At 68.3% G+C, this 26,721-nt stretch carries 21 protein-coding genes and 1 pseudogene; 11 read left to right on the top strand and 11 right to left on the bottom strand.

The genetic code is table 11. The features are described from left to right. The 3 genes and pseudogenes from ACFQ4G_RS15910 to ACFQ4G_RS15900 form a co-directional block, all read right to left on the bottom strand. A pseudogene (locus tag ACFQ4G_RS15910) lies at positions 1 to 1,516 on the bottom strand (hypothetical protein); the annotation flags it as partial. A 100-nt stretch (positions 1,517 to 1,616) separates the two neighbouring features. After that, positions 1,617 to 3,089, bottom strand: coding sequence for a glucose-6-phosphate dehydrogenase (gene zwf, locus ACFQ4G_RS15905; protein WP_238204806.1), 1,473 nt, complete (start codon positions 3,087 to 3,089; stop codon positions 1,617 to 1,619). Positions 3,090 to 3,228: 139 nt separating this feature from the next. Further along, complete coding sequence (locus tag ACFQ4G_RS15900; protein WP_238204804.1) at positions 3,229 to 4,476, bottom strand: deoxyguanosinetriphosphate triphosphohydrolase; 1,248 nt, start codon at positions 4,474 to 4,476, stop codon at positions 3,229 to 3,231. Positions 4,477 to 4,618: 142 nt separating this feature from the next. Between ACFQ4G_RS15900 and ACFQ4G_RS15895 the strand changes: the two genes are divergently transcribed. Both ACFQ4G_RS15895 and ACFQ4G_RS15890 read left to right on the top strand, forming a co-directional pair. Then, positions 4,619 to 4,945: a HesB/IscA family protein gene (locus ACFQ4G_RS15895; RefSeq protein ID WP_238204802.1), complete on the top strand. Its 327-nt coding sequence runs from the start codon at positions 4,619 to 4,621 to the stop codon at positions 4,943 to 4,945. Between the two features lie 153 nt (positions 4,946 to 5,098). Continuing rightward, positions 5,099 to 6,946: a hypothetical protein gene (locus tag ACFQ4G_RS15890; protein ID WP_238204801.1), complete on the top strand. Its 1,848-nt coding sequence runs from the start codon at positions 5,099 to 5,101 to the stop codon at positions 6,944 to 6,946. An 18-nt stretch (positions 6,947 to 6,964) separates the two neighbouring features. On the opposite strand, the gene ACFQ4G_RS15885 is transcribed toward ACFQ4G_RS15890, so the two are convergent. From ACFQ4G_RS15885 to rnd, 3 genes are all read right to left on the bottom strand, one after another. Further along, positions 6,965 to 7,672, bottom strand: coding sequence for an aspartate/glutamate racemase family protein (locus ACFQ4G_RS15885; RefSeq protein ID WP_238204799.1), 708 nt, complete (start codon positions 7,670 to 7,672; stop codon positions 6,965 to 6,967). A gap of 72 nt (positions 7,673 to 7,744) precedes the next feature. Then, positions 7,745 to 8,692, bottom strand: coding sequence for a LysR family transcriptional regulator (locus ACFQ4G_RS15880; protein WP_238204797.1), 948 nt, complete (start codon positions 8,690 to 8,692; stop codon positions 7,745 to 7,747). A 46-nt stretch (positions 8,693 to 8,738) separates the two neighbouring features. Continuing rightward, positions 8,739 to 9,890: a ribonuclease D gene (gene rnd / locus ACFQ4G_RS15875; protein ID WP_238204794.1), complete on the bottom strand. Its 1,152-nt coding sequence runs from the start codon at positions 9,888 to 9,890 to the stop codon at positions 8,739 to 8,741. Between the two features lie 142 nt (positions 9,891 to 10,032). On the opposite strand from rnd, the gene aspS reads away from it, so the two are divergent. The 6 genes from aspS (at position 10,033) to ACFQ4G_RS15845 (ending at position 15,550) form a co-directional block, all read left to right on the top strand. Continuing rightward, complete coding sequence (gene aspS / locus ACFQ4G_RS15870; protein ID WP_238204792.1) at positions 10,033 to 11,847, top strand: aspartate--tRNA ligase; 1,815 nt, start codon at positions 10,033 to 10,035, stop codon at positions 11,845 to 11,847. Positions 11,848 to 12,147: 300 nt separating this feature from the next. Continuing rightward, positions 12,148 to 12,480: a helix-turn-helix domain-containing protein gene (locus tag ACFQ4G_RS15865; protein WP_238204789.1), complete on the top strand. Its 333-nt coding sequence runs from the start codon at positions 12,148 to 12,150 to the stop codon at positions 12,478 to 12,480. A gap of 37 nt (positions 12,481 to 12,517) precedes the next feature. Then, positions 12,518 to 13,387, top strand: a complete 870-nt coding sequence (locus ACFQ4G_RS15860; RefSeq protein ID WP_238204788.1) for a glycosyltransferase family 2 protein — start codon at positions 12,518 to 12,520, stop codon at positions 13,385 to 13,387. After that, positions 13,384 to 13,680, top strand: coding sequence for a hypothetical protein (locus tag ACFQ4G_RS15855; RefSeq protein ID WP_238204786.1), 297 nt, complete (start codon positions 13,384 to 13,386; stop codon positions 13,678 to 13,680). Before ACFQ4G_RS15860 ends, ACFQ4G_RS15855 begins: the two co-directional genes overlap by 4 nt. 117 nt (positions 13,681 to 13,797) lie before the next feature. After that, entirely contained in the window at positions 13,798 to 14,838 is a 1,041-nt protein-coding gene (locus ACFQ4G_RS15850; protein ID WP_238204784.1) for a hypothetical protein, read from the top strand. A 19-nt stretch (positions 14,839 to 14,857) separates the two neighbouring features. Then, positions 14,858 to 15,550 (top strand): hypothetical protein, encoded by a 693-nt coding sequence (locus tag ACFQ4G_RS15845; RefSeq protein ID WP_238204782.1) that lies wholly within the window; start codon positions 14,858 to 14,860, stop codon positions 15,548 to 15,550. A gap of 6 nt (positions 15,551 to 15,556) precedes the next feature. On the opposite strand, the gene ACFQ4G_RS15840 is transcribed toward ACFQ4G_RS15845, so the two are convergent. Then, entirely contained in the window at positions 15,557 to 15,808 is a 252-nt protein-coding gene (locus ACFQ4G_RS15840; protein WP_238204780.1) for a DUF3297 family protein, read from the bottom strand. An 80-nt stretch (positions 15,809 to 15,888) separates the two neighbouring features. Beyond that, positions 15,889 to 16,545, bottom strand: coding sequence for a CatB-related O-acetyltransferase (locus ACFQ4G_RS15835; protein WP_238204778.1), 657 nt, complete (start codon positions 16,543 to 16,545; stop codon positions 15,889 to 15,891). Between the two features lie 63 nt (positions 16,546 to 16,608). Here ACFQ4G_RS15835 and ACFQ4G_RS15830 point away from each other — a divergent pair, with 63 nt between their 5' ends. The 3 genes from ACFQ4G_RS15830 to dinD all read left to right on the top strand — a co-directional run bounded on the left by ACFQ4G_RS15830 (position 16,609) and on the right by dinD (position 21,728). Beyond that, positions 16,609 to 18,942, top strand: a complete 2,334-nt coding sequence (locus tag ACFQ4G_RS15830) for an NADP-dependent malic enzyme (protein WP_379040559.1) — start codon at positions 16,609 to 16,611, stop codon at positions 18,940 to 18,942. A gap of 164 nt (positions 18,943 to 19,106) precedes the next feature. Beyond that, positions 19,107 to 20,549 carry an acetamidase/formamidase family protein gene (locus ACFQ4G_RS15825; protein WP_238204777.1) on the top strand — a complete coding sequence of 481 codons (1,443 nt, stop codon included), beginning with the start codon at positions 19,107 to 19,109 and terminating at the stop codon, positions 20,547 to 20,549. A gap of 207 nt (positions 20,550 to 20,756) precedes the next feature. Beyond that, on the top strand, positions 20,757 to 21,728 hold the full coding sequence (dinD, locus tag ACFQ4G_RS15820; RefSeq protein ID WP_238204776.1) for a DNA damage-inducible protein D: 972 nt from the start codon (positions 20,757 to 20,759) through the stop codon (positions 21,726 to 21,728). 37 nt (positions 21,729 to 21,765) lie between these two features. Here dinD and ppx read toward each other — a convergent pair whose 3' ends face one another. The 3 genes from ppx to ACFQ4G_RS15805 all read right to left on the bottom strand — a co-directional run bounded on the left by ppx (position 21,766) and on the right by ACFQ4G_RS15805 (position 26,721). After that, on the bottom strand, positions 21,766 to 23,331 hold the full coding sequence (gene ppx, locus ACFQ4G_RS15815) for an exopolyphosphatase (RefSeq protein WP_238204775.1): 1,566 nt from the start codon (positions 23,329 to 23,331) through the stop codon (positions 21,766 to 21,768). Positions 23,332 to 23,357: 26 nt separating this feature from the next. Beyond that, positions 23,358 to 25,904: an RNA degradosome polyphosphate kinase gene (locus ACFQ4G_RS15810; RefSeq protein ID WP_238204774.1), complete on the bottom strand. Its 2,547-nt coding sequence runs from the start codon at positions 25,902 to 25,904 to the stop codon at positions 23,358 to 23,360. A gap of 85 nt (positions 25,905 to 25,989) precedes the next feature. Beyond that, complete coding sequence (locus ACFQ4G_RS15805) at positions 25,990 to 26,721, bottom strand: DnaA ATPase domain-containing protein (protein WP_238204816.1); 732 nt, start codon at positions 26,719 to 26,721, stop codon at positions 25,990 to 25,992.

Here is a 26,721-nt window from a genome sequence, read left to right as displayed (position 1 = left end):
GCCATTCCGCGTTGCCCGGATCGGACCGCGACAGACCCTCGGCGATCGAAAGCCCGGCGGTGAAGCTCGCGAGCGCGCCGGACAGGTCGCCCTGAGCGCGGAGGACGTCGCCGATCCTGCTATGCGAGACGGACAGGTCGCGCTCGTCTCCACCGGACTTGGCCGCTCTCAGCGCCCCGTGAAAGCTGGTTTGGGCGCGATCGAGCGACCCTCGAAGGATCCAGAGGTCGCCGAGATCGATGGCGATCCAAACGTCGCCGGGATCGAGACGGGCGGCCTCCGTGAGCTTGTCGCAGGCGGCGGCGTGACTCAGCTGAAGCCTGTCGATGCGGGCCTCGTCGGAGAGGAACCGCGCCTCCGACCGGCCGATCTCCTCGCGCAGGGCGCGGGCGGCTTCGCGGCCCTCGCGCAGGGCGCTTCTCGCCTCGTCGAGCCTGCCGTCATCGATCAGAGCCAAGGCGCGCTCGCGGATCGCCGCGAATTCCGGCCTGTCGTTGGTCAGGCGGAGGAGGTCATCGCGCAGGCGGAGGATCTCCTCCGCCGCTTTGTCGAGCCGGGCGGGGATCTCCGAGGCGGGCACATCGGTCTCGCCCAGCCTGCGCAGCACAGCCTGCAACGGCGCCTCCGGCACGCCCTTCTCGATCGCGAGCGCATGCAGTTGCCGTTGGATCGTCTCGAACTGGGCGCTCACGCCCTCGGCGGCCCGCCGCGCCGCGGCGGCGTCCTCGGCGATCCGCGGCAGCAGGTCGAGATAGCGCAGCGCCCCGGCGCGCAGCACCTCCAGCCCGTCGAGCCCGGCGATGACGGCGTCGAGCTTGGCGTCCTGCCCCTGGACCGCGTCGAGGGTCGCCTGCCCGATGTCGCGCGCGACCTTTTCCATGGCGATGTAGAACGCCTCGCGCGCCTCGGGATATTTCTTCGGGCTCTTGATGATCTCGGCGAAGGCGGCGAACACCAACTCGCCGAAGGCGCGGGCCGGGCCGTCGCCTTTGGTCATCAGCCCGGACAGGGCGATCCGCCCATAGACCGTGGGAATCTCGGGCTCGGGCCAGCCCGACAGCGCCGCCAGCGCCTCGACGAAGCCGCCGGTGACGGCGCGCCCGAGTCCCTCATGCCGGCCGGGCGAGACCAACTCGGGAACGCCGTCCATGACCGCCTGGACATGCCGGTCGATGGGGGAGGCGCCGGGGTCTTTCCGCCTGTCCAGGGCGAGGGCGCGCGCATCGAGCAGGGCGTCCTCGACCAGGCCGTGGAACCGCGCCACGGCGTCGGCCTCGGCCCGCCATTCCCTCTCGCCGACCGCGGCCCGAGCCGCCTTCATGATCTCCTGCGCCGCCTCGATCCAGGCGAGCCGGGTGGCGCGCGTAAGGTCATGGTTCGCCGAGATGGTCTTGAACGGGTTGTGGTCGCCGAGACGCTCCAGCGCCCGCTGCTTCAGATGCGCCGGGCACAAGGCGGAAGCCGCGCTCGGCAATCCCCCCAGGCCCAGGTCGAGTAGTTTGGCCAGCCAATCCACCGATCACTCCCGCGCGGCACACCCTTGAGTTAGCTGGACGGCCTTCGGTTGTGAAGACGTGTGAGGTGTCTGGCGCGGACGCAAGCCTCAGCCTTCCCCCTCAACTCCCCGCCTTGTCCGGGTCACGCCAGACCCGCTCGAAGGGCAGGCGCCAGGCGTTGGGGGCGACGAGCTGGTGGATCGATTTCGGGCCCCAGGAATCGGGGGCGTAGAAGCGCACCGGCGGCGGCGCTTCGAGGAGCGGGGTCGAGACCTCCCACAGGCGCTCGATCCCCTCGGCGGTGGTGAAGAGGGTGTGGTCGCCGCGCATGGCGTCGAGGATCAGGCGCTCGTAGGCCTCCAGCACCTCGCCGATGAGCCCGGTATCGCGCATGGCGAATTGCAGCGAGAGCTTGTCGAGGCGCATCCCCGGCCCGGGGCGCTTACCGTAGAAGGACAGCGACATCTTCGAGGCGTCGGCGAGGTCGAAGGTGAGGTGGTCCGGTCCCTGCGCGCCGACGCCCGAGCCCACCGGGAACATGCTCTTGGGCGGCTCGCGGAAGGCGATGGAGATGATGCGCTGGCCCTCCGCCAGGCGCTTGCCGGTGCGCAGGAAGAACGGCACCCCGGCCCAGCGCCAGTTGTCGATCCCGCATTTCAGGGCGATGAAGGTCTCGGTGTCGGATTCCGGATCGACCCCCTCCTCCTGGCGGTAGCCGATATACTGCCCGCGGACCACGTGCCTGGGGTCGAGGGGCAGCATCGAGCGGAAGACCTTGTTCTTCTCCTCGCCGATCGGCATCGGCTCCAGGGCGGTGGGCGGCTCCATCGCCATGAAGGCGAGGATCTGGAACAGGTGGGTCACCACCATGTCGCGATAGGCGCCGGTGCTCTCGTAGAAGCCCGAGCGCTTGCCGAGCCCCAGGGTCTCCGGCACGTCGATCTGCACGTGATCGATGAAGTTGCGGTTCCAGATCGGCTCGAACAACCCGTTGGCGAAGCGGAAGGCGAGGATGTTCTGTGCCGGTTCCTTGCCGAGGAAATGGTCGATCCGGAAGATCTGCTCCTCGGCGAAGACCTCGTGCAGCCGGGCGTTGAGCACCCGCGCGCTGTCGAGATCGGTGCCGAAGGGCTTCTCCATCACGATCCGCGAGCGCGGCACGAGCCCGGCCTCGCCCAGCAGCCTCACCGCCGACAGCGCCGCGCTCGGCGGTACGCTGAGATAGTGGAGGCGCCGGCATTCTCCCTCGAGGGAGGCCTCGGCCCGCGCGACGGCCGCCCTCACCGCCTCGGCACCGCCAGCGAGCGGCACATAATCCAGGCTCTCCGCGAAGACCGCCCAGTCGGCCGGGTCGGGCCTGCGCATGGAGAACTGGTCGAGGGCCTCGCGCGCGAAGGTCCGGAACGCCTCGGCGTCGAGATCGTCGAGGGAGACACCGACGATCCGGCAGCCGGGCATGAACCCGGCATTGGCGAGATGGAACAGGCCGGGCAGGAGCTTGCGCCGGGCAAGGTCGCCGGTGGCGCCGAACAGCACGACCACCTGCGGGAATTTGGGGCCGACGCCGGGAGGGATCTTTCGCAAGGCAGCCATTCCATCCGTCGCGACACGCCGAGCTCAGAGGCGAGGCAGAACCCGCACGCAAGAATCGAGCTTGGCCGGCCGCGCTCCACGGAACGATCGCTTTCGTGAAGTGCCGTCGAGGGGGATCGCCGCAGGGGGAGGCGGGACCTCACTCCTCGGCGAGCGGCAGGCCCCGGCTCTCCGGGCTCCAGTGCAGGTCCGGCGTCGTCGGAAACAGGCGCTTGTGGGCGAGCACCGCGTAGGTGTCGGTCATGCCGGCGATGTAGTCGGCGACCCGGCGGGCGATACGGCCCTCCTCCGCGCGGTCGAGCCCGGCCCGCCATTCCTCCGGCATCGTCGCGGGGTCGCGGGTGAAGGCCTCGAACAGGTCCGCCACGATCACGTCCGCCTTCGCCCGCACCGCCAGCACGCTCGGATGGCGGTACATCCGGGCGTAGAGGAAACGCTTGGTCGCGGCATCCGCCTCTTCCAGGGCCGGCGAGAAGGCGATGACGGGCTCCGGCGCCGCGCGGATGTCGGCGACGGATTCCGGGGCCAGGGCCTCGATCCGCCGGGTGCTCTCGGCGATCACATCCTCGACGAAGCGGGTGATCACGCGCCGCGCCAGTTCGTGGATCTTTCGCGATTCCTCCAAATTCGGGTGCAGCGCGTCGATCTCGTCGAGGATGTCCCGCAGGAAGGGGACGCCGTCGAGATCCGAGAGTTCGAACAGGCCGGCGCGCAGGCCGTCGTCGAGGTCGTGGCTGTCATAGGCGATGTCGTCGGCCAAAGCCGCCGCCTGCGCCTCGGGCCCGGCGAACCGGGCGAGGTCGAGGTCGTTCTGCGCGTCGTATTCGAGGATGGCGGCGGGAATGCCCCGTCCCGCCCAGCGCGGGGTCGGATGGCCCTCCTTCGTGAGGAGCGGCCCGTTATGCTTGACGAGGCCCTCCAGCGTCTCCCAGGCGAGGTTCAGCCCGTCGAAACCGGCATAGCGCCGCTCGAGCCGGGTCACGATCCGCAGAGCCTGGGCATTGTGGTCGAACCCGCCGTGAGCGGCCATCAGGGCGTCGAGCGCATCCTCGCCGGTATGGCCGAAACAGGTATGGCCGAGGTCGTGCGAGAGGGCCAAGGCCTCGGCGAGGTCCTCGTCGAGGCCGAGGGCGCGGGCCAGCGCCCGGGCGATCTGGCTGACTTCGAGGGTATGGGTGAGCCGGGTGCGGTAATGGTCGCCCTCGTGGTGGACGAAGACCTGGGTCTTGTGCTTGAGGCGGCGGAAGGCGGCCGAATGGATGATCCGGTCGCGGTCGCGCTGGAAATCGCTGCGGGTCGGCGAGATCGCCTCCGGGATCAGCCGCCCGCGCGTGGCCGCCGGATCGGTGGCGTAGCGCGCCCGCCAGCGTTCGCCCCTGTGCCGCACGTCACACCCTGCCTGTCATTCCGGAGCCGCCATGCTCCCGCCGCGTTGCAGCGCGTCTCTACGGCGCATATCTTGTGCGGGCTAGCGCATCGTCGAGGACGATGCACAGCGCTTCTGGCAATCGACGGACCCGAGCATCACGATGGCCGACATCACCCTGACTCCCCGCGCGGCCAAGCGCATCAACGAGATCATGGGGACGGAGCCGCCCGGCGCGTCCCTGCGGATCAGCGTGAACGGCGGCGGCTGCTCCGGCTTCTCCTACGCCTTCGACATCGAGCGGGCGCGGGCCGAGGACGACGTGGTGATCGAGCGGGACGGCGCCACCGTCCTGGTGGACCCCGTCTCCCTCGAATACATGAGCGGCTCGACCATCGATTTCGCCAACGACCTGATCGGCCAGGCCTTCAAGATCGAGAACCCGCAGGTCACCTCGTCCTGCGGCTGCGGCACCTCGTTCTCGCTCTGAGTCCCGTCCGCAACGGTCACGGCGCCGCTTCACGCGTGGTGGCATTCGCGGCGGGCGTCGCGATTGCCTCGCCGCGGAAAAAGCGGCACGGATGCGGTTCGGCGCGGCACCGTTGCACGCGGCCCCTTTTTCCGTAGCGACCCGGATCAGCCCATGATCGTCCCACAAGGCCGTCCCTTCCTCGTGCGGGCGGCCGGCCTTTCGGTCTGCGCCCTCCTCGTCCTCGGGGGAGGCGGTCCGATCGGCGCCCTGCCCGCTTGGGCGCAGGAAGCGGCCTCGGCGGTCCAGGACGTCACCCTCCAGAACGTGACGATGACGGTCGGGGGCACGACCCTCACCGCACCGCAGATCGTCGTCAGCGGCACGCGCCTGACGAAGGACGATCTCCTCGCCCTGCTCAAGGCCGGCCCGGAGCCGCTGGCCGCACGCCTCGCCAAGTTCGATGCGGCGAGCATCGTCATCCCCGAACTGCGCTCCGAGACCCGGATCGGCGACAGGGCTCAGACCGCGACCTATCGCGACATCACGGCCAGGGACGTGCGCGGCGGCCGCATCGCCCAGGCGAGTGCCGCCGGAGCGACGGCCGCGGAGGCCGGCGGCGACAAGCCACGCAGCGCCAGCTACGGGCGCATGGAGATGAAGGACGTCGATCTCGTCGCGATGGCGCGCCTCTACGGCGAGGCCGGCGACGCCAAGAGCCCGATGATGCGCATCTACGGTGCGTTCACGGCGGCCGACGTCGCGATGCAGGCCGACGGCACCGTGGTGAAGATCGCCCGCCTCGAGGGCAGCGACCTCAGCGGCCGGCAGATCCCGGCGACCTGGACCGGCGCTCTCGATTCGATCGCGCGCACGGACCCCAAACAAGCCGATCCCGCCGACAGGGCGCGGATCCTGGGGACCCTGGCCGATCTTCTGGACGGCTTCTCCGTCGGCTCGCTCCAGGCCAGCGGCCTCACCATCGACCAGAACCGCGACGGCGAGGCCATGGCGATGACCATGGGACGCATGGCCTTCAGTTCGGGAAACCTGAGCTTCGAGGATCTCGGCTTCACCGCGGGGGACACCGCCGGCAAGCTCTCGCGGCTGTCCTTCGCGGGCTTCTCCTTCGCCCCCACGGTCGCGGCCATGCGCAAGCTCTCGACGCAGGCCGGGGAGCCCACCGAACAGGACATGCGCCAGATGACGCCGATGCTCGGCACCCTGGCGTTCAAGGACCTGAGCCTCGACCTGCCGCCGGACGACAAGCCGGCGGCCGGCGGCAAGCCCGGCACCAGGCCGCCGGCGGCACCGCGCGATCCGCTGGCACCGTCGGCCGCGACCGCGCCCCTGCATATCGGCCTGCGCGACGGCGCCCTCGCCTTCGGACCGTTGCGTGACGGCGTGCCCACCACCGGCCGGGCGAACCTCTCCGGCCTCACCCTCCCCGCCTCGGCGGTGGCCGGAATCCCGGGGCTCGGCTCGCTCGGCCTCTACGGCTACCGCGACCTCGACCTCGACGTGGTGGCCGACACCGCCTGGAACGAGGCGTCCAAGGAACTGGCGTTCAGCGAGGTGTCGGTGTCGGGCAAGGACATGGGCAGCGTGAGGATCAACGGCACGCTGGGCGGCATCGGCCCGGCGGTGTTCGACCCCGATCCCAGCGTCTCGACCTTCGCCATGCTGGGCGCGACCGCCAAGACCCTCGACCTGAAGATCCAGAATGGCGGCCTGTTCGAGCGCTTCATCGCGTCCCAGTCGAAGAGCCTGAGCCTCAAGCCCGAGGAGCTGACGCAGGAATACGTCACCGCGACGACCCTGGGCGTGCCGGCCATCCTCGGCAATTCGGCCGGCGCCAAGGCCATCGGCGCGGCCATGGGGCAGTTCGTGACGAAGCCCGGCACCCTCGTCGTCAGCGCCAAGGCGAAGAATGCCGGCGGCATCGGCATGCTCGAATTCAGCGCGGCCCCGACCCCGGGCGCCGTGCTCGACAGGCTGGACGTGAGCGCGAAGGCGAACTGACGCGCGCACGGCGCGATGTCAGGCGGCGAGTCTCGCCGCTGCGAGCGGTCGAGAACAGGCGCGCAGGCAGGCCTCGGCCAGCGCCTCCGTCGCGTCGACGAGGCGGAGACGCAGCTCGGGGTCGGATTCCCTGAGCGCGATGGGAATTTCGGTGCAGGCCAGCACCACCTGCCCGCATCCGGAAGCGAGCAGGCTCCGGGCCGACGCCGACAGCAGGATTCCGGCTTCGGCGAGGGCGCCGGCCTTGACGAGGCGAATCGCCCGCATCACCGCCTCCTGGTCCTCCGGCACGCGGCAGGCGATCCCCCGCCGCGCCAGGCGCTCGACATAGAGCCCGGCCTGCACCGTCCCCGTGCTGGCCAGGAGCCCCACCGGGGCATCGCCCGCCCGGCTTCGCATCAGGGTATCGGCGACCGCATCGACGATGTGGAGGATGGGGCGGGTCGTGCGGGCCTGGAGCGCGCCGTGCCAGTGGTGGGCGGTGTTGCAGGGCATCGCGATGCAGGTCGCGCCCGCCCCTTCGAGCTGCCGCAACGCCGCCTCCAGGGCGGGAAGCGGATCGGAGCCCTCCCCCAGGATCGCGCGGGTACGGTCGGGTATGCCGGTCGCCTGGGCGACGATGCAGGGCAGGTGGTCCTGGTCGCGCAGGGCGGGTGTCAACTCGACGAGGCGGCGCAGAAAATCCACCGTCGCCATCGGCCCCATTCCCCCCAAGATCCCCAGCATGTCGCGCTCCCGTCGAACCGGACCGGGCATGACGGAACGTGGCGGCGGAGGCCAATGCCGTCTCGGCACGCCTCATGCGGATTCGGCATGAGCCTCGGCCGCGATGGCTCCGGCCGCCGCCCACACCGCCTCGACGGCCGCACGAATCCGCGCGCCGTTGCGGTAGAGCCGGATCTCCATGCCGAGGTCGGGTCCCTCGCGGACGAGGCTTCCCTCGGCGAGTTCGCGGATCACGAGGCTGTGGGGCAGCCAGGCGAGCCCGTGACCTTCGAGGGCCATGAACTTGAGCGCCTCGGCCAGGGCATTCTCGTTGATGTGGGCATTCTCGTTGATGTGGGCATGCTCGTTGACGGGAGTCTCGGTCCTGTGGGCGAGGCCTGTCGGCGGGGCGCCCTCCTGGGTCTGTGCGAGGGAGGCCAGCCGGCCGAGGAAGGAGGCCTCGGCATAGCCGAGGAGCGGCAGCGGCGCGGCCGCACTCGGCGCCGGCAGCGACGGAGCGCGCACCGCCACCAGCCGATCGGTTCCCACCACCCGGTGCGGGTAGAGGTTAGGGTCGAGCGGGACCGCGACGCTCGGATGGTGGAAGGTCAGGAGGAAGTCGTAGCCGCCCTCGACGATGGCCTGCAGGCAGGCATGGAAATCGTCGGGCAGGAGGCGGGTCCCGATCGGACCGGTGCGGGTCTCGATCTCCCGGAGCCAGCGCGGGAAGAAGGTGAGCGACAGGGTGTGCAGGGCGGCGATGGCGACGTTCCGTCGCCGTGCGCCCTCCGCCGCGAGGTCGAGGCGGCTTTCCTGGAGCATGCACACGGTCTCTTCCGCGGTCTCGCGGAAACGCTGCCCTTCGGCGGTCAGGGTGGTCGGGTAGGTGCTGCGGTCGACGAGCCGGAAGCCGAGCCAGAGTTCGAGGGACTGGATGCGCCGGCTGAAGGCGGGCTGCGTCACGTGACGCGCCTCGGCCGAGCGTGAGAAGCTGCGCGTCTCGACGAGACTCAGGAAGTCCTCGAGCCATTTCAGCTCCATCGGTCCGGTCCTCGGCGGCAGGAGCTTCGCGCGGCGGCCGAAGCGATCAGGTCAGGTCGCGCACCACCACGCGCCCGCCCTCCGCGGAGAGGGCGAGGCGGCCGGCCTTGAGGGCGAGCGCCTTCTCGCCGAACAGGGTCCGGCGCCAGCCGTGCAGGACGGCGATGTCGGCCTCGTCGTCCTCGGCGATGGCTTCGAGATCATCCATCGTGGCGACGATCTTGGGCGCCACGCGCTCGGCCTCGCAGACGGCCTTGAGCAGCACCTTCAGCAGTTCCACCACGGCGCCGTTGCCGCCCCGGCCGCGGCTGCGCTCGGGCAGGGCGATCTCGGACAGGTCGCGGGCGAAGCCGCGCTCCACGGCGGCGAGGATGTCGCCCCCCGTGCGCGAGCGCTCGAACCCGGCGGGAATCGAGCGCAGGCGACCCAGGGCCTCGACGCCGCGGGGCGCGGAGGTGGCGATGTCGATCACCGCCTCGTCCTTGAGGATGCGCCCGCGCGGCACGTTGCGGCTCTGCGCCTCGCGCTCGCGCCAGGCCGCCACCTCCATCAGCACCGCGATCTCGCGCGGCTTGCGCATGCGGCCGGACAGCCGGCGCCAGGCCTGGGCCGGATCGGCCTTGTAGGTCTCGGGCGAGGTGAGGACGCTCATCTCCTCGTCGAGCCACTCGCCGCGATCGGTGGAGAGCAGCTTGCCGGCCAGGATCTCGTAGATCGTCACCAGATGGGTCACGTCCGACAGCGCGTAGCTCGACTGGGCGTCGGAGAGCGGGCGGCGCGACCAGTCGGTGAAGCGCGAGGACTTGTCGATCTTGGCCTTCGCCACGTCGTTGACGAGCTGCTCGTAGGAGACCGAATCGCCGTAGCCGCAGACCATGGCGGCGACCTGCGTGTCGAAGAACGGGTGCGGCAGCAGGCCGCCGAGCAGCCAGATGATCTCGAGGTCCTGGCGGGCGGAGTGGAACACCTTGACCACGCCCTCGTCGGCCATCAGCGCGAAGAACGGCGCGAGGTCGATCTCGGGGGCGAGCGGGTCGACGAGCACGCCCGATCCGTCCGGCCCCGCCATCTGGATGAGGCAGAGCTTGGGGTAATAGGTCGTCTCGCGCATGAACTCCGTGTCGACGGTGACGAACGGATGTGCGGCGAAACGGGTGCAGGCGTCGGCGAGCGCCGCGGTGGTATCGATCAGGTCCATGAAAATCGGCTATATCGGAGGTTGACACCGGAGGCGAGGGCGCGGGTGCGAACCGATGTGGGGATCGCTCCACCCGGGAGGCCTCGCCTTGACTTGCCAGCCCCCGCGTGAATGGTGCGCCGCTCAATCGCACGAGCCCGTCATGCACCGTTATCGTACCCATACCTGCGGGGCGCTCCGCCCGTCCGACGTCGGCGAGACCGTCCGCCTTTCCGGCTGGTGCCACCGCATCCGCGACCATGGCGGCGTGCTGTTCATCGACCTGCGCGACCATTACGGCCGCACCCAATGCGTGGTCGATTCCGATTCGAAGGCGTTCAAGACCGCCGACCTCGCCCGCTCGGAATGGGTGATCCGCATCGACGGCCGCGTCCGCACCCGGCCCGCCGGCACCGAGAATGCCGACCTGCCCACCGGCATGGTCGAGGTCTATATCGACGACATCGAAGTGCTCGGCCCCGCGGGCGAATTGCCGGTGCCGGTCTTCGGCGACCAGGATTACCCGGAGGAGACGCGGCTCAAGTACCGCTTCCTCGATCTGCGCCGCGACAAGCTGCACGCCAACATCATGAAGCGCGGCGCGATCATCGATTCGCTCCGCCGCCGCATGCGCGAGGGCGGGTTCTTCGAGTTCCAGACGCCGATCCTCACCGCCTCGTCTCCCGAAGGCGCGCGCGACTACCTCGTGCCGTCCCGCGTCCATCCCGGCAAGTTCTACGCGCTGCCGCAGGCGCCCCAGCAGTTCAAGCAGCTGACGATGATCGCCGGCTTCGACCGCTACTTCCAGATCGCGCCGTGTTTTCGCGACGAGGATGCCCGCGCGGACCGCAGCCCCGGCGAGTTCTACCAGCTCGACATCGAGATGAGCTTCGTCACGCAGGAAGACGTGTTCCAGTCGGTGGAGCCGGTCCTGCGCGACGTCTTCCTCGAATTCGCGGGCGACAAGCGCGTCACGGGGGAGTTCCCGCGCATCCCCTATGCCGAGGCGATGCTGAAATACGGCGTCGACAAGCCGGACCTGCGCAACCCGCTCGTCATCGCCGACGTGACGGAGGAATTCGCCCGCGACGACGTCGAGTTCAAGGCGTTCAAGGGCGTGATCAAGTCCGGCGGCGTGGTCCGCGCCATCCCGGCGACGGGGGCCGCCACGCAATCGCGCTCGTTCTTCGACAAGCTCAACGACTTCGCCCGCGCCGAGGGTGCACCGGGCCTCGGCTACATCGTCTTCGAGGATGTCGACGGGGTACTCACCGGCAAGGGGCCGATCGCCAAGTTCATCCCGGCGGAAGTCCAGGCTCTGATCGCCGCCAAGACCGGCACGAAGGCCGGCGACGCGGTGTTCTTCTCCGCCGGCACCGAGGCCAAGGCGGCGGCGCTCGCCGGCAAGGCCCGCATCCGCATCGGCGACGAGCTGAACCTGTCGGACAAGGACCAGTACGCGTTCTGCTGGATCACCGACTTCCCGATGTACGAGTGGAACGAGGACGAGAAGCGGATCGACTTCTCCCACAACCCGTTCTCGATGCCGAATTTCGACCGCGAGGACTTCCTCGCCCTCGATCCGAGCGAATCCGAGAAGATCCTCGGCATCAAGGCGTTCCAGTACGACATCGTCTGCAACGGCACCGAGCTTTCGTCCGGCGCGATCCGGAACCATCGCCCCGAGGTGATGGAGAAGGCCTTCGGCCTGGCCGGCTACGGCCAGGAGGTGCTGGAGGAGAAGTTCGGCGGCATGCTCAACGCGCTGAAGCTCGGCGCCCCGCCGCACGGCGGCATCGCGCCGGGAATCGACCGCATCGTCATGCTGCTCTGCGGCGAGCAGAACCTGCGCGAGGTGGTGCTGTTCCCGATGAACCAGCGCGCCGAGGACCTGATGATGGGGGCGCCGGCCGAGGCGACGCCGAAGCAGCTGCGCGAACTCCACATCCGGTTGAACCTGCCGGAAAAGCAGGGGTGACGACGGCGGAGTTCGAGCGTGGGTCGACGCGATCACGTGATATCCACGCTCGCGACGAGCCATAGAAAGGCGATCCGTCTTTCCGGGGCGCCGAATGCGAGCCCGGAATCCAGAAGCACAGGTTGTGTAAGCTCGAATTCATACTGCGTCTCTGGATTCCGGGCTCTGCTACGCAGCCCCGGAAAGACGGACTAGGAACTGGATGACGCTCGGCCTCTCTCGTCGACCTCAATTCGGCGACTCGACACATGTCGGCGACTCGTCGACGACCTTCAGGGGAGTCGTAGGTTCATGAATAGGATGGCGACTGAGGCTGGCCTTCCCGATGGTTGGAGCCGCTTCGATGCGATGGGCGGGACGGAGCGGCACGCGGCAGCGCTCGCGGATCCCGATGCCCACCCCCTGATGGCGGAGACAATGCCGCTCATGCGGCGCTCGCCGCAGACCCGGGTGATCCGGCGAGCCCTCGGGCTCTCGCAGGAAGAATTCGCGTCCCGCTTCGCCATCCCTCTCGGGACCTTGAGGGACTGGGAACAAGGCCGCAAGGATCCGGACGCGGCGGCCCGTGCCTATCTCACCGTCATCGGCCGCAACCCGGCCGCTGTGATCGAGGCCCTGCGCCCATCGGGTTGAGGTGCGATCCCGCTGCGTCAGAACGGAAAGTCCCGTCTTGCCCTCCCTCGTCGCCGTCGTCGTCAGCCATGACAGCGCCCATGCGCTGCCGGCCTGCCTTTCGGCGCTCGCTGCGGAGCACGTGCCGGCCGTCGTCGTGGACAATGCCAGCCGCGACGCATCCGCGAGCGTCGCCTTAGCGGCCGGCGCCAGGGTGGTGCGCAATGCCCGCAACGAGGGCTACGGCCGGGCCAACACCATCGGAATCCGCGCCGCGGAGCGGGCCGAGCGCGTTCTGATCCTCAACCCCGACATCGTCCTGCAGCCGGGCGCCGTCGATGCCCTGCTGCGCGCGGCCGCCGCCTATCCCGAGGCCGGCCTGCTGGCGCCGCGCCTGATGGAGCCGGACGGGCGCTTCTTCTACCAGTCGCGCTCGCTGCTCGCGCCCTATCTCACCAACCCGCCCGGCAACCGCGCCCTGCCCGAGGGCGATGCCTGCGCGCCCTTCCTCTCGGGCGCCTGCCTGATGATGCGGCGCGACCTGTTCCTCGATCTCGGCGGGTTCGATCCGAACATCTTCCTGTTCTACGAGGACGACGACCTGTGCCGCCGGATCGCCGATTCCGGCCGCTCGCTGGTCCATGTCCATGGGGCGGTGGCGGTGCACGGGCGCGGGCGCTCGTCGAAGCCGGAGCCCGGCCGGGTGTTCCGCACCCGCTGGCATCAGGCCTGGTCGCGGGCCTACGTCGCGCGCAAATACGGGCTGCCGGACCCTAGCCCGACCATGCTCGCGGTCAACGCCCCGAAGGCGGCGCTGGCATCCCTGAGCTTCCGCCGCCCGCTGATCGAGCGCTATGCCGGCTCGGCGGCGGGCGCCCTCGCCGCCCTGCGCGGCCGCACGGCCCTCGCCCGGGAAGGGCTGGCATGAGCCTGCTCGGCCCGAAGGACGCCCTGGCGCGGGCCGTGGCCGGCATCGCGGCCCAGGGCTTCGCCATCGTCGCCCGCAACACCCGCGGCGACAGCGTCTATCTCAAGCCGGAGGGCGGCGCCTTCGCCCTGCGGGTCTCGAACCACGCGCGGACGCCCAAGCAGCGGGCCAACCACCCGGATTCGGTGACGAGCCTCGTCCTCCGCCAGCCGAAGACGGCGGCCCAGGTCGATGCCATGGTGGCGGAGGCCCTGCGGAATTTCGCGGGGGAGTGCCGGAAGCGGGAGGGGTGAGGGGTGTCTCGAGGGCGCCTCCGTTCGGAAGCGCTCAGCGCACTAGGTTTTAATTGCTATTATCTGCCTTTATTGCTAAAAATGCGTCCGTAGGCATCATCTTACGGGGCATTCTCCATGTCGCGGCTCGCAACCTATGAGCATGAGTCCGCAGCGATCCGCTCGGACTTAGCCGGCATCGCCGTCGAGGTCGAACTGGTCCGCGTCGAGCGCGTCCTTGCCCGCAAATATAGCCCCGATCAGCCCCGCGAGCCGGCAGGCCAGTCCGGCGGCGGACGCTGGACTTCAGGAGCCTTGGGCGACGATGGATCAGCGGATCCCGAAACGACGGGCTCTCTCGGTTCGGATACATCGCCGGACAGCGAAGAGACCATCACCGAGGACGGCTCGCGCGTCCTCTCCCTTCGCATCCGCAGCCATCCCTCTCAGGGCTGGGACGAGCAGCACACCGTCATCGCGCCGGACGGAACGCGAACCGTCTTCGAGATGGAAGGGCGAACCCAGACCATCCGCGATGGTGAGACGGGAGAAATCCTGTCGCGCAGCACCATGGTCGATGGACGGGCGGTGCCAGAGGCCTTCGCTCAGAACGCAAGAGCCTCGCGCCCATCCCCCTCACGACACAAGGCAGCGGTTGAGGCGGCATTGGCCTTGCTCTCGGTCTTCGCGCTGCGGAAGAGCCGAGATGGAAAGGCGATTTTCGATGCGCCGGCTAGCGCATACGAGCCAGGGCCGGATCCGAACTATCCTGCGATGTGGGTAGGCCGGGTCGACCAACAAGAACTGGACGCCGCCTGTCCGCGTCGTGGCGAGGTTCAGGAGATCCTCGATGAGTCCGTCGCCCAGGCACGTGGCACCGGCGACTTCATGGACGCGCAGGATTTCGGCAACCGGGTGCACGCCATCGCGGCCGGAAAGATCCGCGCGCTCCACGATCAGAACCTCGTCCCGGAGGTCTCATATATTTACGGCGCGGAAGAACCCGTTCCCTACGGCACGAAGTTCTCACTGCGTCTCGATGCGCTCGAACGCAGCGTGCCTTCGACGGTCTGCGTCCACGATCACAAGACGGGCGAGAGCGGCTTCACGGCTCTGCGTGCGGCGAGCATCGCGGCAATGGTTGCGCGAAATTTTCCCGGCACGCAGCGTACATCGTGACTGAGGTAAGGCCGTCCCGATGACCAACGCCAAGCAGATCAGGCAGGTCTTCAAGCCGCTGATGGAGCGGCACGACGACCTCGTGCATCTCGGCGCAGGCTATCTGTGGCTTCGTCCGGTTCGGCATGTGGCCCTGCGGGTCCTGATCGAGCGGAGCTCCCACAAGGACATGTGCACGCCGCAATGGACGATGGTGAAGACCTTCATTCCCGGCGTCGATCTGACGGTGAGCATCGGCCAGGCGGGCTACCTGATGCCCCCTGAATCGGCCCCCGTGCCACACTGGATCTGGTCCGACCCGACGATCGTCGCGGCGCTGATCTCGGCCATCGAGACCGAGGCCCTGCCCCGGCTTCGCGCCATCGATTCGCTACAGGCCTTCCAGGCCCTCTACGCGGACAATCCCTTCTACCGGAGGGACCAATGGCCGGAGAACCGGATGATCGTCGACATCGCGCTCGGCGACCTCGACGAGGCGCGCATTCTCTGCGAGTCGCTGGAGCCCGAGATTCGCGAGAACCGCTATCCGGACGATCCCTGGTTCCAGAAGCGCCGCCGAAAGGTCCTGGCCGTCGCCGAGCCGCTCTTCGCCAACGACCGCGCCGCCCTCGCCGAGATCCTGCACGGCTGGGAGGCCGACAACATCCGCGGCACGAAGATCGAGCCCTATTGGGAACCGACGCCGTTCCCGCTGGAGACGGCGCCGGGCTGACGCGTGTCAGCCTTCGCTGGCATCGTCGCGAAAATACGGCTCCACCGGGCCCTTCAGCTTCACCGTCATCGGGTTGCCGGCGCGGTCGAGGGTCTTGCCGGCCGAGAGGCGGACCCAGCCCTCGCTCACGCAATATTCCTCGACATTGGTCTTCTCGACGCCCTTGAAGCGGATGCCGATGCCGCGTTCCAGGATGGCCTCGTTGTAGAACGGGCTGTTGGGGTTCACCGCGAGGCGGTCGGGGGGCGTGTCGGACATCGTCTTTGCCTTGGGGTCGATCGATAGCGTTGAGGTCGATCGATCGTCTGTCGGGAAGCCAAGCTGACCGGGTAAGGGATTCAGGCTCCGCCCGCAACGCCGCCAACAGCGCCGACAGCCCTGGCCGCTCGCACGGCCGCGACCAGCTCGGCGACGCGCTCGCTCTGGAGGAGCGGCACCAGGGGGCGGATCGCGGCGGGGTCGAGGTCCCACCACGCGGTCTCGATCAGGTCCGCGACGAGCTCCGGAGCGAAGCGGGACCGGATCACCCGCGCGGGGTTTCCGGCGACGACGGCGTAGGGCGGCACGTGGCGGGAGACCACCGCATGGGCCCCCACCACGGCGCCGTGTCCGATGGTGACACCGGACAGGATCAGGCAGCCGGAACCGAGCCAGACGTCGCTGCCGATGGTCACGTCGCCGCGCGAGGCGTGGTGGTCGGCCGAGGCGTCCACTCCCGGCCACAGCCCCGCCATGGCCGCGAACGGATAGGTCGTGGCCCAGTCGAGGCGATGTCCCCCGCCGAGGAGGATCTCGACCTTGTCGGCGATGGAACAATACCGGCCGATCGTAAGGTGCCGCCCAGCTTCCGGGAAGCGGACTTTCGGGCGGCCATAGGAGTAGGCTCCGATGGAGAACCCGTAGGTTTTCACCAGTTTCGCGAGATGGAGGCGGGTCTCGTTGTGCGGGTTGCGCCCACTCCGCAGGCGGTGCAACAGGGACGTCAACCAACGCATCCCGACGTCCGGCGGGAGAGTCCGGCGGAGCCGAAAAGGCCCGCCATCGAGGGAGTGAGGCTCATGGGCGACAACATGTCCGACGATCTCAAGTCCGGGGCCCTCGTCTACCACCGCCTGCCCCGGCCCGGAAAGCTCGAGATCCAGGCGACGAAGCCCCTGGGCAACCAGCGCGACCTGGCCCTGGCCTATTCCCCCGGCGTCGCCGCCGCCTGCATGGCGATCTACGAGGATCCGCAGGAAGCCGCCAACCTCACCATCCGCCAGAACCTCGTCGCCGTGCTCACCAACGGCACCGCCGTGCTCGGCCTCGGCAATATCGGCCCGCTGGCCTCGAAGCCGGTGATGGAGGGCAAGGCCGTCCTGTTCAAGAAGTTCGCCGGAATCGACGTGTTCGACATCGAGGTCGACCAGAACGACGTGTCCAAGCTGGTGGACGTGGTCTGCTCCCTGGAGCCGACCTTCGGCGGCATCAACCTCGAGGACATCAAGGCACCCGAGTGTTTCGAGGTCGAGGAGCAGTGCCGGGCGCGGATGAACATCCCGGTCTTCCACGACGACCAGCACGGCACGGCGATCATCGTCGCGGCGGCCGTCCTCAACGGCCTCGAACTCGCCGGCAAGCAGCTCTCCGACGTCCGCATCGTCACCTCCGGCGCCGGTGCCGCGGCGCTGGCCTGCCTCAACCTGCTGGTGTCGCTGGGCGCCCGCGTCGAGAACATCACGGTCACCGACATCAAGGGCGTGGTCTTCAAGGGCCGCACCGAATTGATGGACCGCTGGAAGGACATCTACGCGAAGGAAACCGAGGCCCGGACCCTGGCCGAGGTCATTCCCGGTGCCGACGTGTTCATCGGCCTCTCGGCGGGCGGCGTGCTGAAGCCCGAATACCTCGAGAAGATGGCCGAGAAGCCGCTGATCATGGCGCTGGCCAACCCCTATCCCGAGATCATGCCGGATCTCGCGCAGGAGAAGCGCCCCGACGCGATGATCTGCACCGGGCGGTCCGACTTCCCGAACCAGGTCAACAACGTCCTGTGCTTCCCCTACATCTTCCGCGGGGCGCTCGACGTCGGTGCCACCTCGATCAACGAGGAGATGAAGCAGGCCGCCGTGAAGGCCATCGCCGCGCTCGCCCGCGAGACGCCGTCCGACGTGGTCGCCCGCGCCTATGGCGGCGAGGCCCGGCCCTTCGGCCCGCGCTCGCTGATCCCGAGCCCGTTTGATCCGCGCCTGATCCTGCGCATCGCCCCGGCCGTCGCCAAGGCGGCGATGGATTCGGGCGTCGCCGGCCGGCCGCTGGAGAACATCCAGGTCTATTCCGACAGCCTCGACCGCTTCGTCCACCGCTCGGGCTTCATCATGAAGCCGATCTTCTCCAAGGCGAAGGAGAACCCCAAACGGGTCATCTACACCGAGGGCGAGGACGAGCGCGTGCTGCGCGCCGCCCAGGCCATCGCCGAGGACAAGGTCGCGCGGCCCATCCTGGTGGGACGCCCGCGGGTGATCGAGACCCGGATCAAGCGCTTCGGCCTCTCGCTCAAGCAGGGCGTGGATTTCGACCTGATCGATCCCGAGGACGATCCGCGCTACCGCGACTACGTCGCCACCTATCTCGAAGCCGCCGGCCGGCGCGGCATCACGCCGGATGCCGCCCGCACGCTGGTGCGCACCAACAACACGGTAATCGGCGCCATCGCGGTCCGCCGGGGCGAGGCGGACGCGCTGATCTGCGGCCTCGAAGGCCGGTTCGAGACGCGCCTGCGGGTGATCCGCGACGTGATCGGCCTCGCGCCGGGCGTGCTCGACTTCGCCGCCATGAGCCTCATCGTCACCAAGCAGGGCGCCTACTTCCTCGCCGACACCCATGTCCGGCCCGACCCGAGCGCCGAGGAGATCGCCGACGTGGCGGTGGCCTGCGCCGGCCACGTCTCGCGCTTCGGCCTCACCCCGAAGATCGCGCTGCTGAGCCATTCGGATTTCGGGCAGTCCGATTCCCGCTCGGCCATGAAGATGCGCACGGCCCTGGGCCTGATCCGGGGACGCGCCCCGAACCTTCAGGTGGACGGCGAGATGCAGGCCGACACCGCGCTCTCCGAGCTGATCCGCGACCGGGTGCTGCCGGGCTCGCCCCTCAAGGGTGCCGCCAACGTGCTGATCTTCCCCAATCTCGACGCGGCCAACATCGCCTTCCAGTTCTCGAAGGTCCTCGCCGACGCCCTCCCCGTGGGCCCCCTGCTGATCGGCCCGGCGAAACCCGCCCACATCCTGTCGCCCTCGGTGACGGCGCGCGGCATCGTCAACGTCACCGCCGCGGCGGTGGTGGAGGCCCAGGCCACTTCCGTCGAGCCCACCGCGGTGACGGCCGAACCCGGGGCGGCGCCGATCTCCGAGTGAGGGTCTTCGCGGACGCCGCATCGGCGGCCAGACCACGGGAAAGGCCTCCGAGATCTCGGGGGCCTTTCCCGTTTGCGAGCCCGGAAACAGGGGCGGACCCTGAGGCGCCTGGCCGCCGGATTGCATGAGGAATTCGCGATCGACCCTTCCAGCGGGAAAAACCCATGTGTCTCGGTGACGACCCGAACTGCGCGCATTTCGCCGAGCATCGGAGCCGCTTCCTGGGGGATCTGGCGCCCGAGCGGCGCGCCTTCCTGAAGAGCGGGTTCGTGGCCACCGGGGGTGCCGCGGCCCTCGCCGCCGGAGGCCTCTCCCTCGTCGGCCCCGCCCTGGCGCAGACCAGCGCCAAGGGCATCCGGCAGACGGCGCATTACCACCTGCCGGCCACCGCCGAGACCGTGCATTGGGGCTATTTCTCGAAGCTGCTGAAGCCCCAGGTCGAGATCGCGTCCGGCGACTACGTCACCATCGAGACCCTGACCCACCACGCCAACGACGATGCCGAGCGCATGGTGACGGGCGATCCCGGCGCCGAGAGCGTGTTCCTCTGGACCAGGGAGAAGAAGGGCGTCGCCCGCCGCGGCGCCGGGCCGGAGACCGGCCCGCTCGGACCGGGCGGCGGCCTCGGCGTCCATATCTGCACCGGGCCGGTGGCGATCCGCGGGGCTGAGCCCGGCGACGTGCTGGAAGTGCGCATCCTCGACGTGGCGCCCCGCCCCTGCGCCAATCCCGCCTTCAAGGGGCGCAGCTTCGGCAGCAACGCCGCCGCCTGGTGGGGCTACCATTACAAGGACATGATCACCGGCGACCGGCCGCGCGAGGTCATCACCATCTACGAGGTCGATGCGAGCGGCGCCCGCGACTGGGCGAAGGCGGTCTACAATTTCCGCTGGCCCGGCGTGACCGACCCGTTCGGCGTGGCGCATCCCACCATCGATTATCCCGGCATCCCCGTCGACCACACCAGGACGAACCGCAATTTCGACGTCCTCAAGGGCGTGCGCGTGCCGATCCGCCCGCATTTCGGCACGATGGGTCTCGCGCCCAAGGAGGCCGACATGGTGAACTCGATCCCTCCGAGCTACACCGGCGGCAACATCGACAACTGGCGCATCGGCAAGGGCGCGACGATGTACTATCCCGTCGCGGTGCCGGGCGCCCTGTTCTCGGTGGGCGACCCGCATGCGAGCCAGGGCGATTCCGAACTCTGCGGCACCGCCATCGAGTGCTCGCTCACCGGCACGTTCCAGTTCGTCCTTCACAAGAAGGCGGACCTCGCCGGCACGGCCCTGGAGACCCTCGACTTCCCGATGATCGAGACCGCCGAGGATTGGGTGCTCTCGGGCTTCAGCTACCCCAACTACCTCGCCGATCTCGGCCCCGACGCGCAGAGCGAGATCTTCGCCAAATCCTCCATCGACCTCGCCATGCGCGACGCCTTCCGCAAGATGCGGTCCTTCCTGATGCAGGCGAAGGGTCTCACCGAGGACGAGGCGATCTCGCTCATGTCCATCGCCGTCGATTTCGGCATCACCCAGGTGGTGGACGGCAATTGGGGCGTCCACGCCATCGTCAAGAAGGCGATCTTTGCGGATCGGCCGGAGTGAGAATCTAAAATTCTTCTACAACCCTTGATAGAAATCTCATCTGTATCTAATGAGATCGATGATCGCATGTGGCACTATCGAGCCTTTCCAGGCAAATTTGCACCAAATTTCTGGCACCGTCTGCGATGGGCCATTTTAAGCACGTCCCGAACTACGACAGTAAATTAATTATTGCCTAGCGCTATTTCACCATCAGGAATAAATCGCATGAACAGAGATAGAAATGCCGGAAAGCTAGCTGAGATGGCCCTTGGAAAGACTATTGAAGATCTTACGACCAATAATTCTCTTGAATTTGCGAACATCACAAACGCATCGCTAAAAGACGGTGCAATCGAACGCCTAATTGATTGCTTTGAGAATGCAAGTCAAGTCGATGAACGTGGCGTCGAATTTTGGGCAGCGCGAGATCTTCAAGATCTACTTGGGTACTCAAAATGGGATAGCTTTGTCGAAGTAATTGAGAAAGCGAAAATCGCCTGTCGCTCAACGGGCCAAGCGCCTGAAGACCATTTTGCGGACGCCCGGAAAATGGTCTCTATCGGCTCGGGAGCCGAGCGCGCGATCCCAGACATTCACCTCACACGCTACGCTTGTTACCTTACCGCCCAGAACGGCGACTCACGCAAGAAGCCGATTGCGTTTGCTCAAACATACTTTGCAATCCAAACTCGTCGTCAGGAAGTTCAGGACGAGGATTCCTCGCAGTATGCCCCGCTCTCAGAAGACCAAAAACGACTACTCCTCCGCGAGGAAATAAAAGATCACAACAAAAAGCTTGCGAGTGCGGCTAAAGGCGCTGGTGTTATCGATCCATTTGACTTCGCCGTATTCCAAACATTTGGCTATAAAGGTCTTTATGGAGGCTTGGATCGAAATGGGATTCAGCGGCGAAAAGGCCTAAAATCTAAACAGCATATCCTTGATCACATGGGGAGCACTGAGCTAGCTGCGAATCTATTCCGCGCAACGCAAACTGAAGAGAAATTAAGACGCGAGGACATCAAAGGCAAAGGCGCAGCAAATGCAGCTCATTTCGAGGTTGGCGCAAAAGTCAGACAAGCAATACATGACATTGGAGGAACCATGCCAGAAAACCTTCCAGTAGCAGAAGATATCGCCAAGGTGGGGCGACGCTTAAAAAGAGCACTGGCTAATAGTACAAAATCTGAAAAATAACTTTCTGCTTGAAATTTTTCTTATATGAGGGTCGCGCTCACACCACCGCGATCCGCCCCTCCAGCCCCAGTATCCGGCCGAGGCCGCGGACACGGTTGAGGAGGCGGTCGCCCGGCAAGGCGGCCATGTCCGCCGGCAGGGTCAGCGTCACCCGCCCGTCCTCCAGGAGCACCGGCAGGCGCGCGAGCGCCCCCTCCATCCCCGCCGAGACCGGGAAGGCGATGCGCAGGAGGGCCCCGAGGAGGCGGGCGCGCTCGAACAGGCGCGGCCCGGCGAGGCTGCGCAGCATCGGGCTCGCCTTCTCGGCGGCGACGCCCTCGTGGCGGAAATAGACCGCCAGCGCGAGATAGGCCCGGCCGGGATGGTCGATCCCGACGAAGGCCGCATGGGTGATGATGTTGATGCTCTGCTCGCCCCGGTAATCGGGATGCGCGCGCCAGCCGATATCCGACAGCAGGCAGGCGGCGTGGCGCAGGCGGCGCTCGTCGGCGGTCTCCGGCCCGTCGAGGGTGGCCACGAACCGGTCGGTCCAGGCGATGAGATCGGCGCCGTGTCCCGGCGAGCGGGCGCGCAGCCGGTTGAGCTCGGCCGCCGCCGCGAGCAGCGGATCGGTCAGGCGCGTGTCGCGGTCGAGCTGCTCGTAGAGCAGGCCCTCGCGCACGCCGCTCGCCGAGATGGCGAGTTCGCGCGGGCGGCCGACGCGGATGATCTCCTCCAGCACCACGGCGCCGTAGGCCAGAAGCGGCCGGCGCGCCTCGGAGACGGCCTCCACGTCCTGCAGCAGCGCGGCGTCGGTGCGCTCGACCACTTCGAGGAAGCTCAGCTCGTCGGACGGCTCGATCGTGTAGCCGTGCATGACGTGGAGCGGATATCCCCGCGCGGCCTGGTGCAGGCGGGCCAGGGCCCGCCAGGTTCCGCCGACCGCGTAGAAACTGCGCCCGCGCAGGGTCTCGAGCTGGGGAGCCGCCTTGGCGAGGTTCTCCCGGGCGATCTTGAGGGCCTTCTTCACGGAACCGCCGGAGAGGTCCTGGAGGGCGAGCCCTCCGAGCGGCATGGTCACGCCCTGCCCCACCGTGGCGCCGCGCACGTCCACGAGTTCGAGGGAGCCGCCGCCGAGATCGCCGACGACCCCGTCCGGCGTATGGAAGCCCGAGACCACGCCGAGGGCCGAGAGCTCCGCCTCGCGCCGTCCCGACAGGAGCTCGATCCGCTGGCCGCAGGCGGCCTCCGCCGCGGCGAGGAATTCCGGACCGTTCTGGGCGTCGCGCGCGGCGGCCGTGGCCAGCACGAAGACGCGCCCGACCCTCATCGTCTCGCACAGGATACGGAAGCGCGCGAGCGCGCTGAGGGCGCGACGGACCGCCTCCTCGTTGAGCCGGCCGGTGGTGAGCACGTTGCGGCCGAGGCCGCACAGGACCTTCTCGTTGTAGAGCGGGGTGGGCGCGCGGTTCAGGCCGTCATAGGCCACGAGACGCACGGAATTCGACCCGATGTCGATGATCGCCACCGGTTCCACGCGATCCTGCACGCCGGGATCTCCTTGGGTCGTGAAGCCGATGCCCGCCCTGTCGAACCCTGCCCTGCCGTCGCGAGGACGTCCCATGACCGGCTCCTGCTGGGCTCGTCCGTTCACGGGCGCTGGGCTCTGCGGCTCAGCGCACGCGGGCTCGACTTCTTCGAGGACTTGCCCCGGCCCGACAGGCTCGGGTTCGTCATGAAGTACTTGTGCGCGTTGAACGGCTCCTCGCCCTCGGAGGGCTGGACCCGCTCGCTCGCACCCGATGCCAGTACACGCCAGCTCTGCTGGTTGTCGAGGAGGTTGGCGAGCATGATCTGGTCCAGCACCTGCTGGTGCACAGTCTGGTTGGTGATCGGCAGGAGCGCCTCGACCCTGCGGTCGAGGTTGCGGCTCATCAGATCGGCGGACGAGATCGAGACCGTGGCCTTGGGGTGCGGCAGGCCGAATCCGTTGCCGAAGGCGTAGATCCGTCCGTGCTCCAGGAAGCGCCCGACGATGGATTTCACCCGGATCGTCTCCGACAGGCCGGGGATGCCGGGCCTGAGGCAGCAGATGCCGCGCACCACGCAGTCGATCTGCACGCCGGCCTGTGAGGCGTCGTAGAGCGCATCGATGATCTGCGCGTCGACGAGCGAGTTGCACTTGATCCAGATCGCGGCCGGACGCCCCGCCTTGGCATGGGCCACCTCGGCCTCGATGCTCTCGATGAGGCGCGGCTTCAGCGTCAGCGGCGAGACCGACATCCGTTCGAGCTCGGCCGGTTCGGCGTAGCCGGTGATGTAGTTGAAGATGCGGCTGACGTCGCGGGCCACCGCCGGATCGGCGGTGAAGAACGACTGGTCGGTGTACACCCGCGCCGTGATCGGGTGGTAGTTGCCGGTGCCGACATGGCAGTAGCTCACGAGCTTGTCGCCCTCGCGGCGCACCACCATCGACAGCTTGGCGTGGGTCTTCAGCTCGATGAAGCCGAACACCACCTGCGCGCCGGCCTTCTCCAGGTTCCGGGCCCAGCGGATGTTGGCCTCCTCGTCGAAACGCGCCTTCAGCTCGACGAGCGCCGTGACCGACTTGCCGAGCTCGGCGGCTTCGGCCAGCGCCGCCACGATCGGCGAGTTCGACGAGGTGCGGTAAAGGGTCTGCTTGATCGCCACCACGTTCGGGTCGCGGGCGGCCTGGGCCAGGAACTGCACCACCGCGTCGAAGGATTCGTAAGGGTGGTGGACGATGAAGTCCTTCTGCCGGATCGCCGCGAAGACGTCGCCGCCGCTCTCGCGGATGCGCTCGGGGAAGCGCGGGTTGTAGGACTTGAACTTCAGGTCGGGCCGCTCGATCCCGACGATCTGCGACAGCTCGTTGAGGGCCAGCATGCCCTCCACCACGAAGATCGCGTCGTAGCCGATCTCGAGCTCGTCGGCGACGAAGGCGCGCAGGTCCTCCGGCATCCCGGCCTCGACTTCGAGCCGGATGACGACGCCGCGGCGGCGCTGCTTGAGGGCGCTCTCGAAATGCAGGACGAGGTCCTCCGCCTCTTCCTCGATCTCCAGGTCGGAATCGCGGATGACCCGGAACGCCCCCTGCCCCTTCACGAAGTAGCCCGGGAACAGGCGGCCGGTGAACAGCACGATCACCTGCTCGATGGTGATGAAGCGGGCGGTGGAATCCCCCGCCACATCGGGAAGGCGGACGAAGCGGCCGAGGACCGAGGGCAGGCGGATCAGGGCGCGCAGGGTCCGCCCGTCGCGCGGCCGCACCATCATCAGAGCGATGCTGGAGCCGAGATTGGACAGGAACGGGAACGGGTGGGCCGGGTCGATGGCCAGCGGCGTCAGCACCGGGAAGACGTGGCTGAGGAAATACTCCTCCAGCCAGGCCTTGTGCTCGGGGGTGAGGTCGCCGGGCTCCACCAGATCGATGCCGACACCGTGCAGGTCGTCGCGCAATTCGCGCCAGCGCCGCTGCTGGTCGAGGGCGAGGCGCGAGACCTCGGAGCCGATGCGGGCGAGCTGCTCGGCCGGGCTCAGCCCGTCCTGCGACGGCTGGATCAGCCCGGCGCGGACCTGGTCGTGCAGGCCCGCCACGCGGACCATGAAGAACTCGTCGAGGTTGTTGGCCGAGATCGACAGGAAGCGCAGCTGCTCCAGCAGGGGATGGCTGGTATTGGACGCCTCCTCCAGCACCCGCCGGTTGAACTGCAGCCAGGACAATTCCCGGTTCACGAAACGCTCGGGCGAATGGCGCAGGGCACGCCCGGCCGCGAGCACGGTCTCCCGCACCTGGGGCTCGGCATGTGCCCGCTCGGGCGCCGCATCGGCCATGACGGTCTCGACCAGGATCGAATCGGCTTCGTCCGCTTCGTCGATCGGGGCGGATTCCGCCACGGATCGAGACTTCGGGGCCGCTTTCGAGGCGGGCTTGGCCGGCCGCGCCCGAACGGCCGCGGCCCGCACCGGACCGGTCCCCGCAGGCCGGCGGCGGGCGGCGGGGCGTTTGGTGGCGGAGTTCTTGGTGGCGTCTGCCGGGTCGGATCCGGACGACGCGTCGCCCCGGCCGTCCTCACCGGGACCGTTGTCGCCGGGCGAGTCGTCGGCGTTCAGGGCCGCCTCCCTGTCCTCGGCATCGGTGTCCTTGGCGATCGCGTCCGAATCCATTTCCGGCAACGGGTCTTCTCCTCATTCTGGTCGAACGACCGGCCTCGTAACATGAGGCAGGGTCCTGGCGTATGACAATCGGGACGGCCCGCGATCAGGGCAGGGCATCGTCCGCCTCGTCGTCACCCGCCTCCTCGTCCGGCAGGCCGAGCGCCGCCAGCACCGACATGACCAGCGGCCGGGTGATGCGGCGGCCGCGTCTCAGAGCGTCGCGGTCGAGCTCGGCCACCACCGCCCTGGCGCGGGCGAGGGAGCGGTCGATCCGCAGGGCGATGGCTTCCACGACGCTGAGATCGACCACGAGCTGGCGGTCGACGAACAGCTTCACCAGCACCGCACGCATGAGGGCATCGTCGGGAGGCAGGATGGTGGCGCCCGGCGCCAGCCTGAGGCGCGAGCGCAGGTCCGCGGTGACGAGGCCGAGCGTCTCCACCGGCGCGGCGGCGGTGATCAGCACCGGGCTGCCGTGCTCGCGCGCGAGGTTGAGGAGGTGGAACAGGGCCGCCTCGTCGCGCCCCTCGGGCCGGTCGATATCCTCGATGACGAGAGCGCCGTTGGAGACGAGATGCGTCACCGCGCCCGCATTCACCTCGGAGGCCGGGACGGTCCAGGCATGGGAGCGCGTCGCCCAGATCGAGGCGAGGTGGCTCTTGCCGCTGCCGGACGGCCCGGTGATGAGGCAGACCGTGTCCGGCCAGCGCGGCCAGGCCTCGACCAGCCCGTAGGCTGCCTCGTTGGCCGGCCCCACCAGGAAGTCCTCGCGGCCGTAGCGTGGGTCCAGCGGCAGGTCGAAGGCGAGCTGCTTCGGGGGCGCGACCTCGCGCAT

Source organism: Methylobacterium marchantiae (assembly GCF_042679825.1).
GTDB lineage: Bacteria > Pseudomonadota > Alphaproteobacteria > Rhizobiales > Beijerinckiaceae > Methylobacterium > Methylobacterium marchantiae.
Note: the sequence above shows the minus strand (reverse complement) of the source record. Positions and strands in the feature narration are given on the sequence as shown.

Excerpts from the sequence above, each read along its gene's own strand:
- ACFQ4G_RS15825 (WP_238204777.1), top strand. The coding sequence starts at position 19,107 with ATGTGTCTCGGTGACGACCCGAACTGCGCGCATTTCGCCGAGCATCGG.
- ACFQ4G_RS15805 (WP_238204816.1), bottom strand. The coding sequence starts at position 26,721 with ATGCGCGAGGTCGCGCCCCCGAAGCAGCTCGCCTTCGACCTGCCGCTG.
- ACFQ4G_RS15895 (WP_238204802.1), top strand. The coding sequence starts at position 4,619 with ATGGCCGACATCACCCTGACTCCCCGCGCGGCCAAGCGCATCAACGAG.
- ACFQ4G_RS15890 (WP_238204801.1), top strand. The coding sequence starts at position 5,099 with ATGATCGTCCCACAAGGCCGTCCCTTCCTCGTGCGGGCGGCCGGCCTT.
- ppx (WP_238204775.1), bottom strand. The coding sequence starts at position 23,331 with ATGGGACGTCCTCGCGACGGCAGGGCAGGGTTCGACAGGGCGGGCATC.
- ACFQ4G_RS15840 (WP_238204780.1), bottom strand. The coding sequence starts at position 15,808 with ATGTCCGACACGCCCCCCGACCGCCTCGCGGTGAACCCCAACAGCCCG.
- ACFQ4G_RS15885 (WP_238204799.1), bottom strand. The coding sequence starts at position 7,672 with ATGCTGGGGATCTTGGGGGGAATGGGGCCGATGGCGACGGTGGATTTT.
- ACFQ4G_RS15855 (WP_238204786.1), top strand. The coding sequence starts at position 13,384 with ATGAGCCTGCTCGGCCCGAAGGACGCCCTGGCGCGGGCCGTGGCCGGC.
- ACFQ4G_RS15880 (WP_238204797.1), bottom strand. The coding sequence starts at position 8,692 with ATGGAGCTGAAATGGCTCGAGGACTTCCTGAGTCTCGTCGAGACGCGC.
- zwf (WP_238204806.1), bottom strand. The coding sequence starts at position 3,089 with ATGGCTGCCTTGCGAAAGATCCCTCCCGGCGTCGGCCCCAAATTCCCG.
- ACFQ4G_RS15830 (WP_379040559.1), top strand. The coding sequence starts at position 16,609 with ATGGGCGACAACATGTCCGACGATCTCAAGTCCGGGGCCCTCGTCTAC.
- ACFQ4G_RS15845 (WP_238204782.1), top strand. The coding sequence starts at position 14,858 with ATGACCAACGCCAAGCAGATCAGGCAGGTCTTCAAGCCGCTGATGGAG.
- ACFQ4G_RS15835 (WP_238204778.1), bottom strand. The coding sequence starts at position 16,545 with ATGCGTTGGTTGACGTCCCTGTTGCACCGCCTGCGGAGTGGGCGCAAC.
- rnd (WP_238204794.1), bottom strand. The coding sequence starts at position 9,890 with ATGGACCTGATCGATACCACCGCGGCGCTCGCCGACGCCTGCACCCGT.
- ACFQ4G_RS15865 (WP_238204789.1), top strand. The coding sequence starts at position 12,148 with ATGGCGACTGAGGCTGGCCTTCCCGATGGTTGGAGCCGCTTCGATGCG.
- dinD (WP_238204776.1), top strand. The coding sequence starts at position 20,757 with ATGAACAGAGATAGAAATGCCGGAAAGCTAGCTGAGATGGCCCTTGGA.
- aspS (WP_238204792.1), top strand. The coding sequence starts at position 10,033 with ATGCACCGTTATCGTACCCATACCTGCGGGGCGCTCCGCCCGTCCGAC.
- ACFQ4G_RS15850 (WP_238204784.1), top strand. The coding sequence starts at position 13,798 with ATGTCGCGGCTCGCAACCTATGAGCATGAGTCCGCAGCGATCCGCTCG.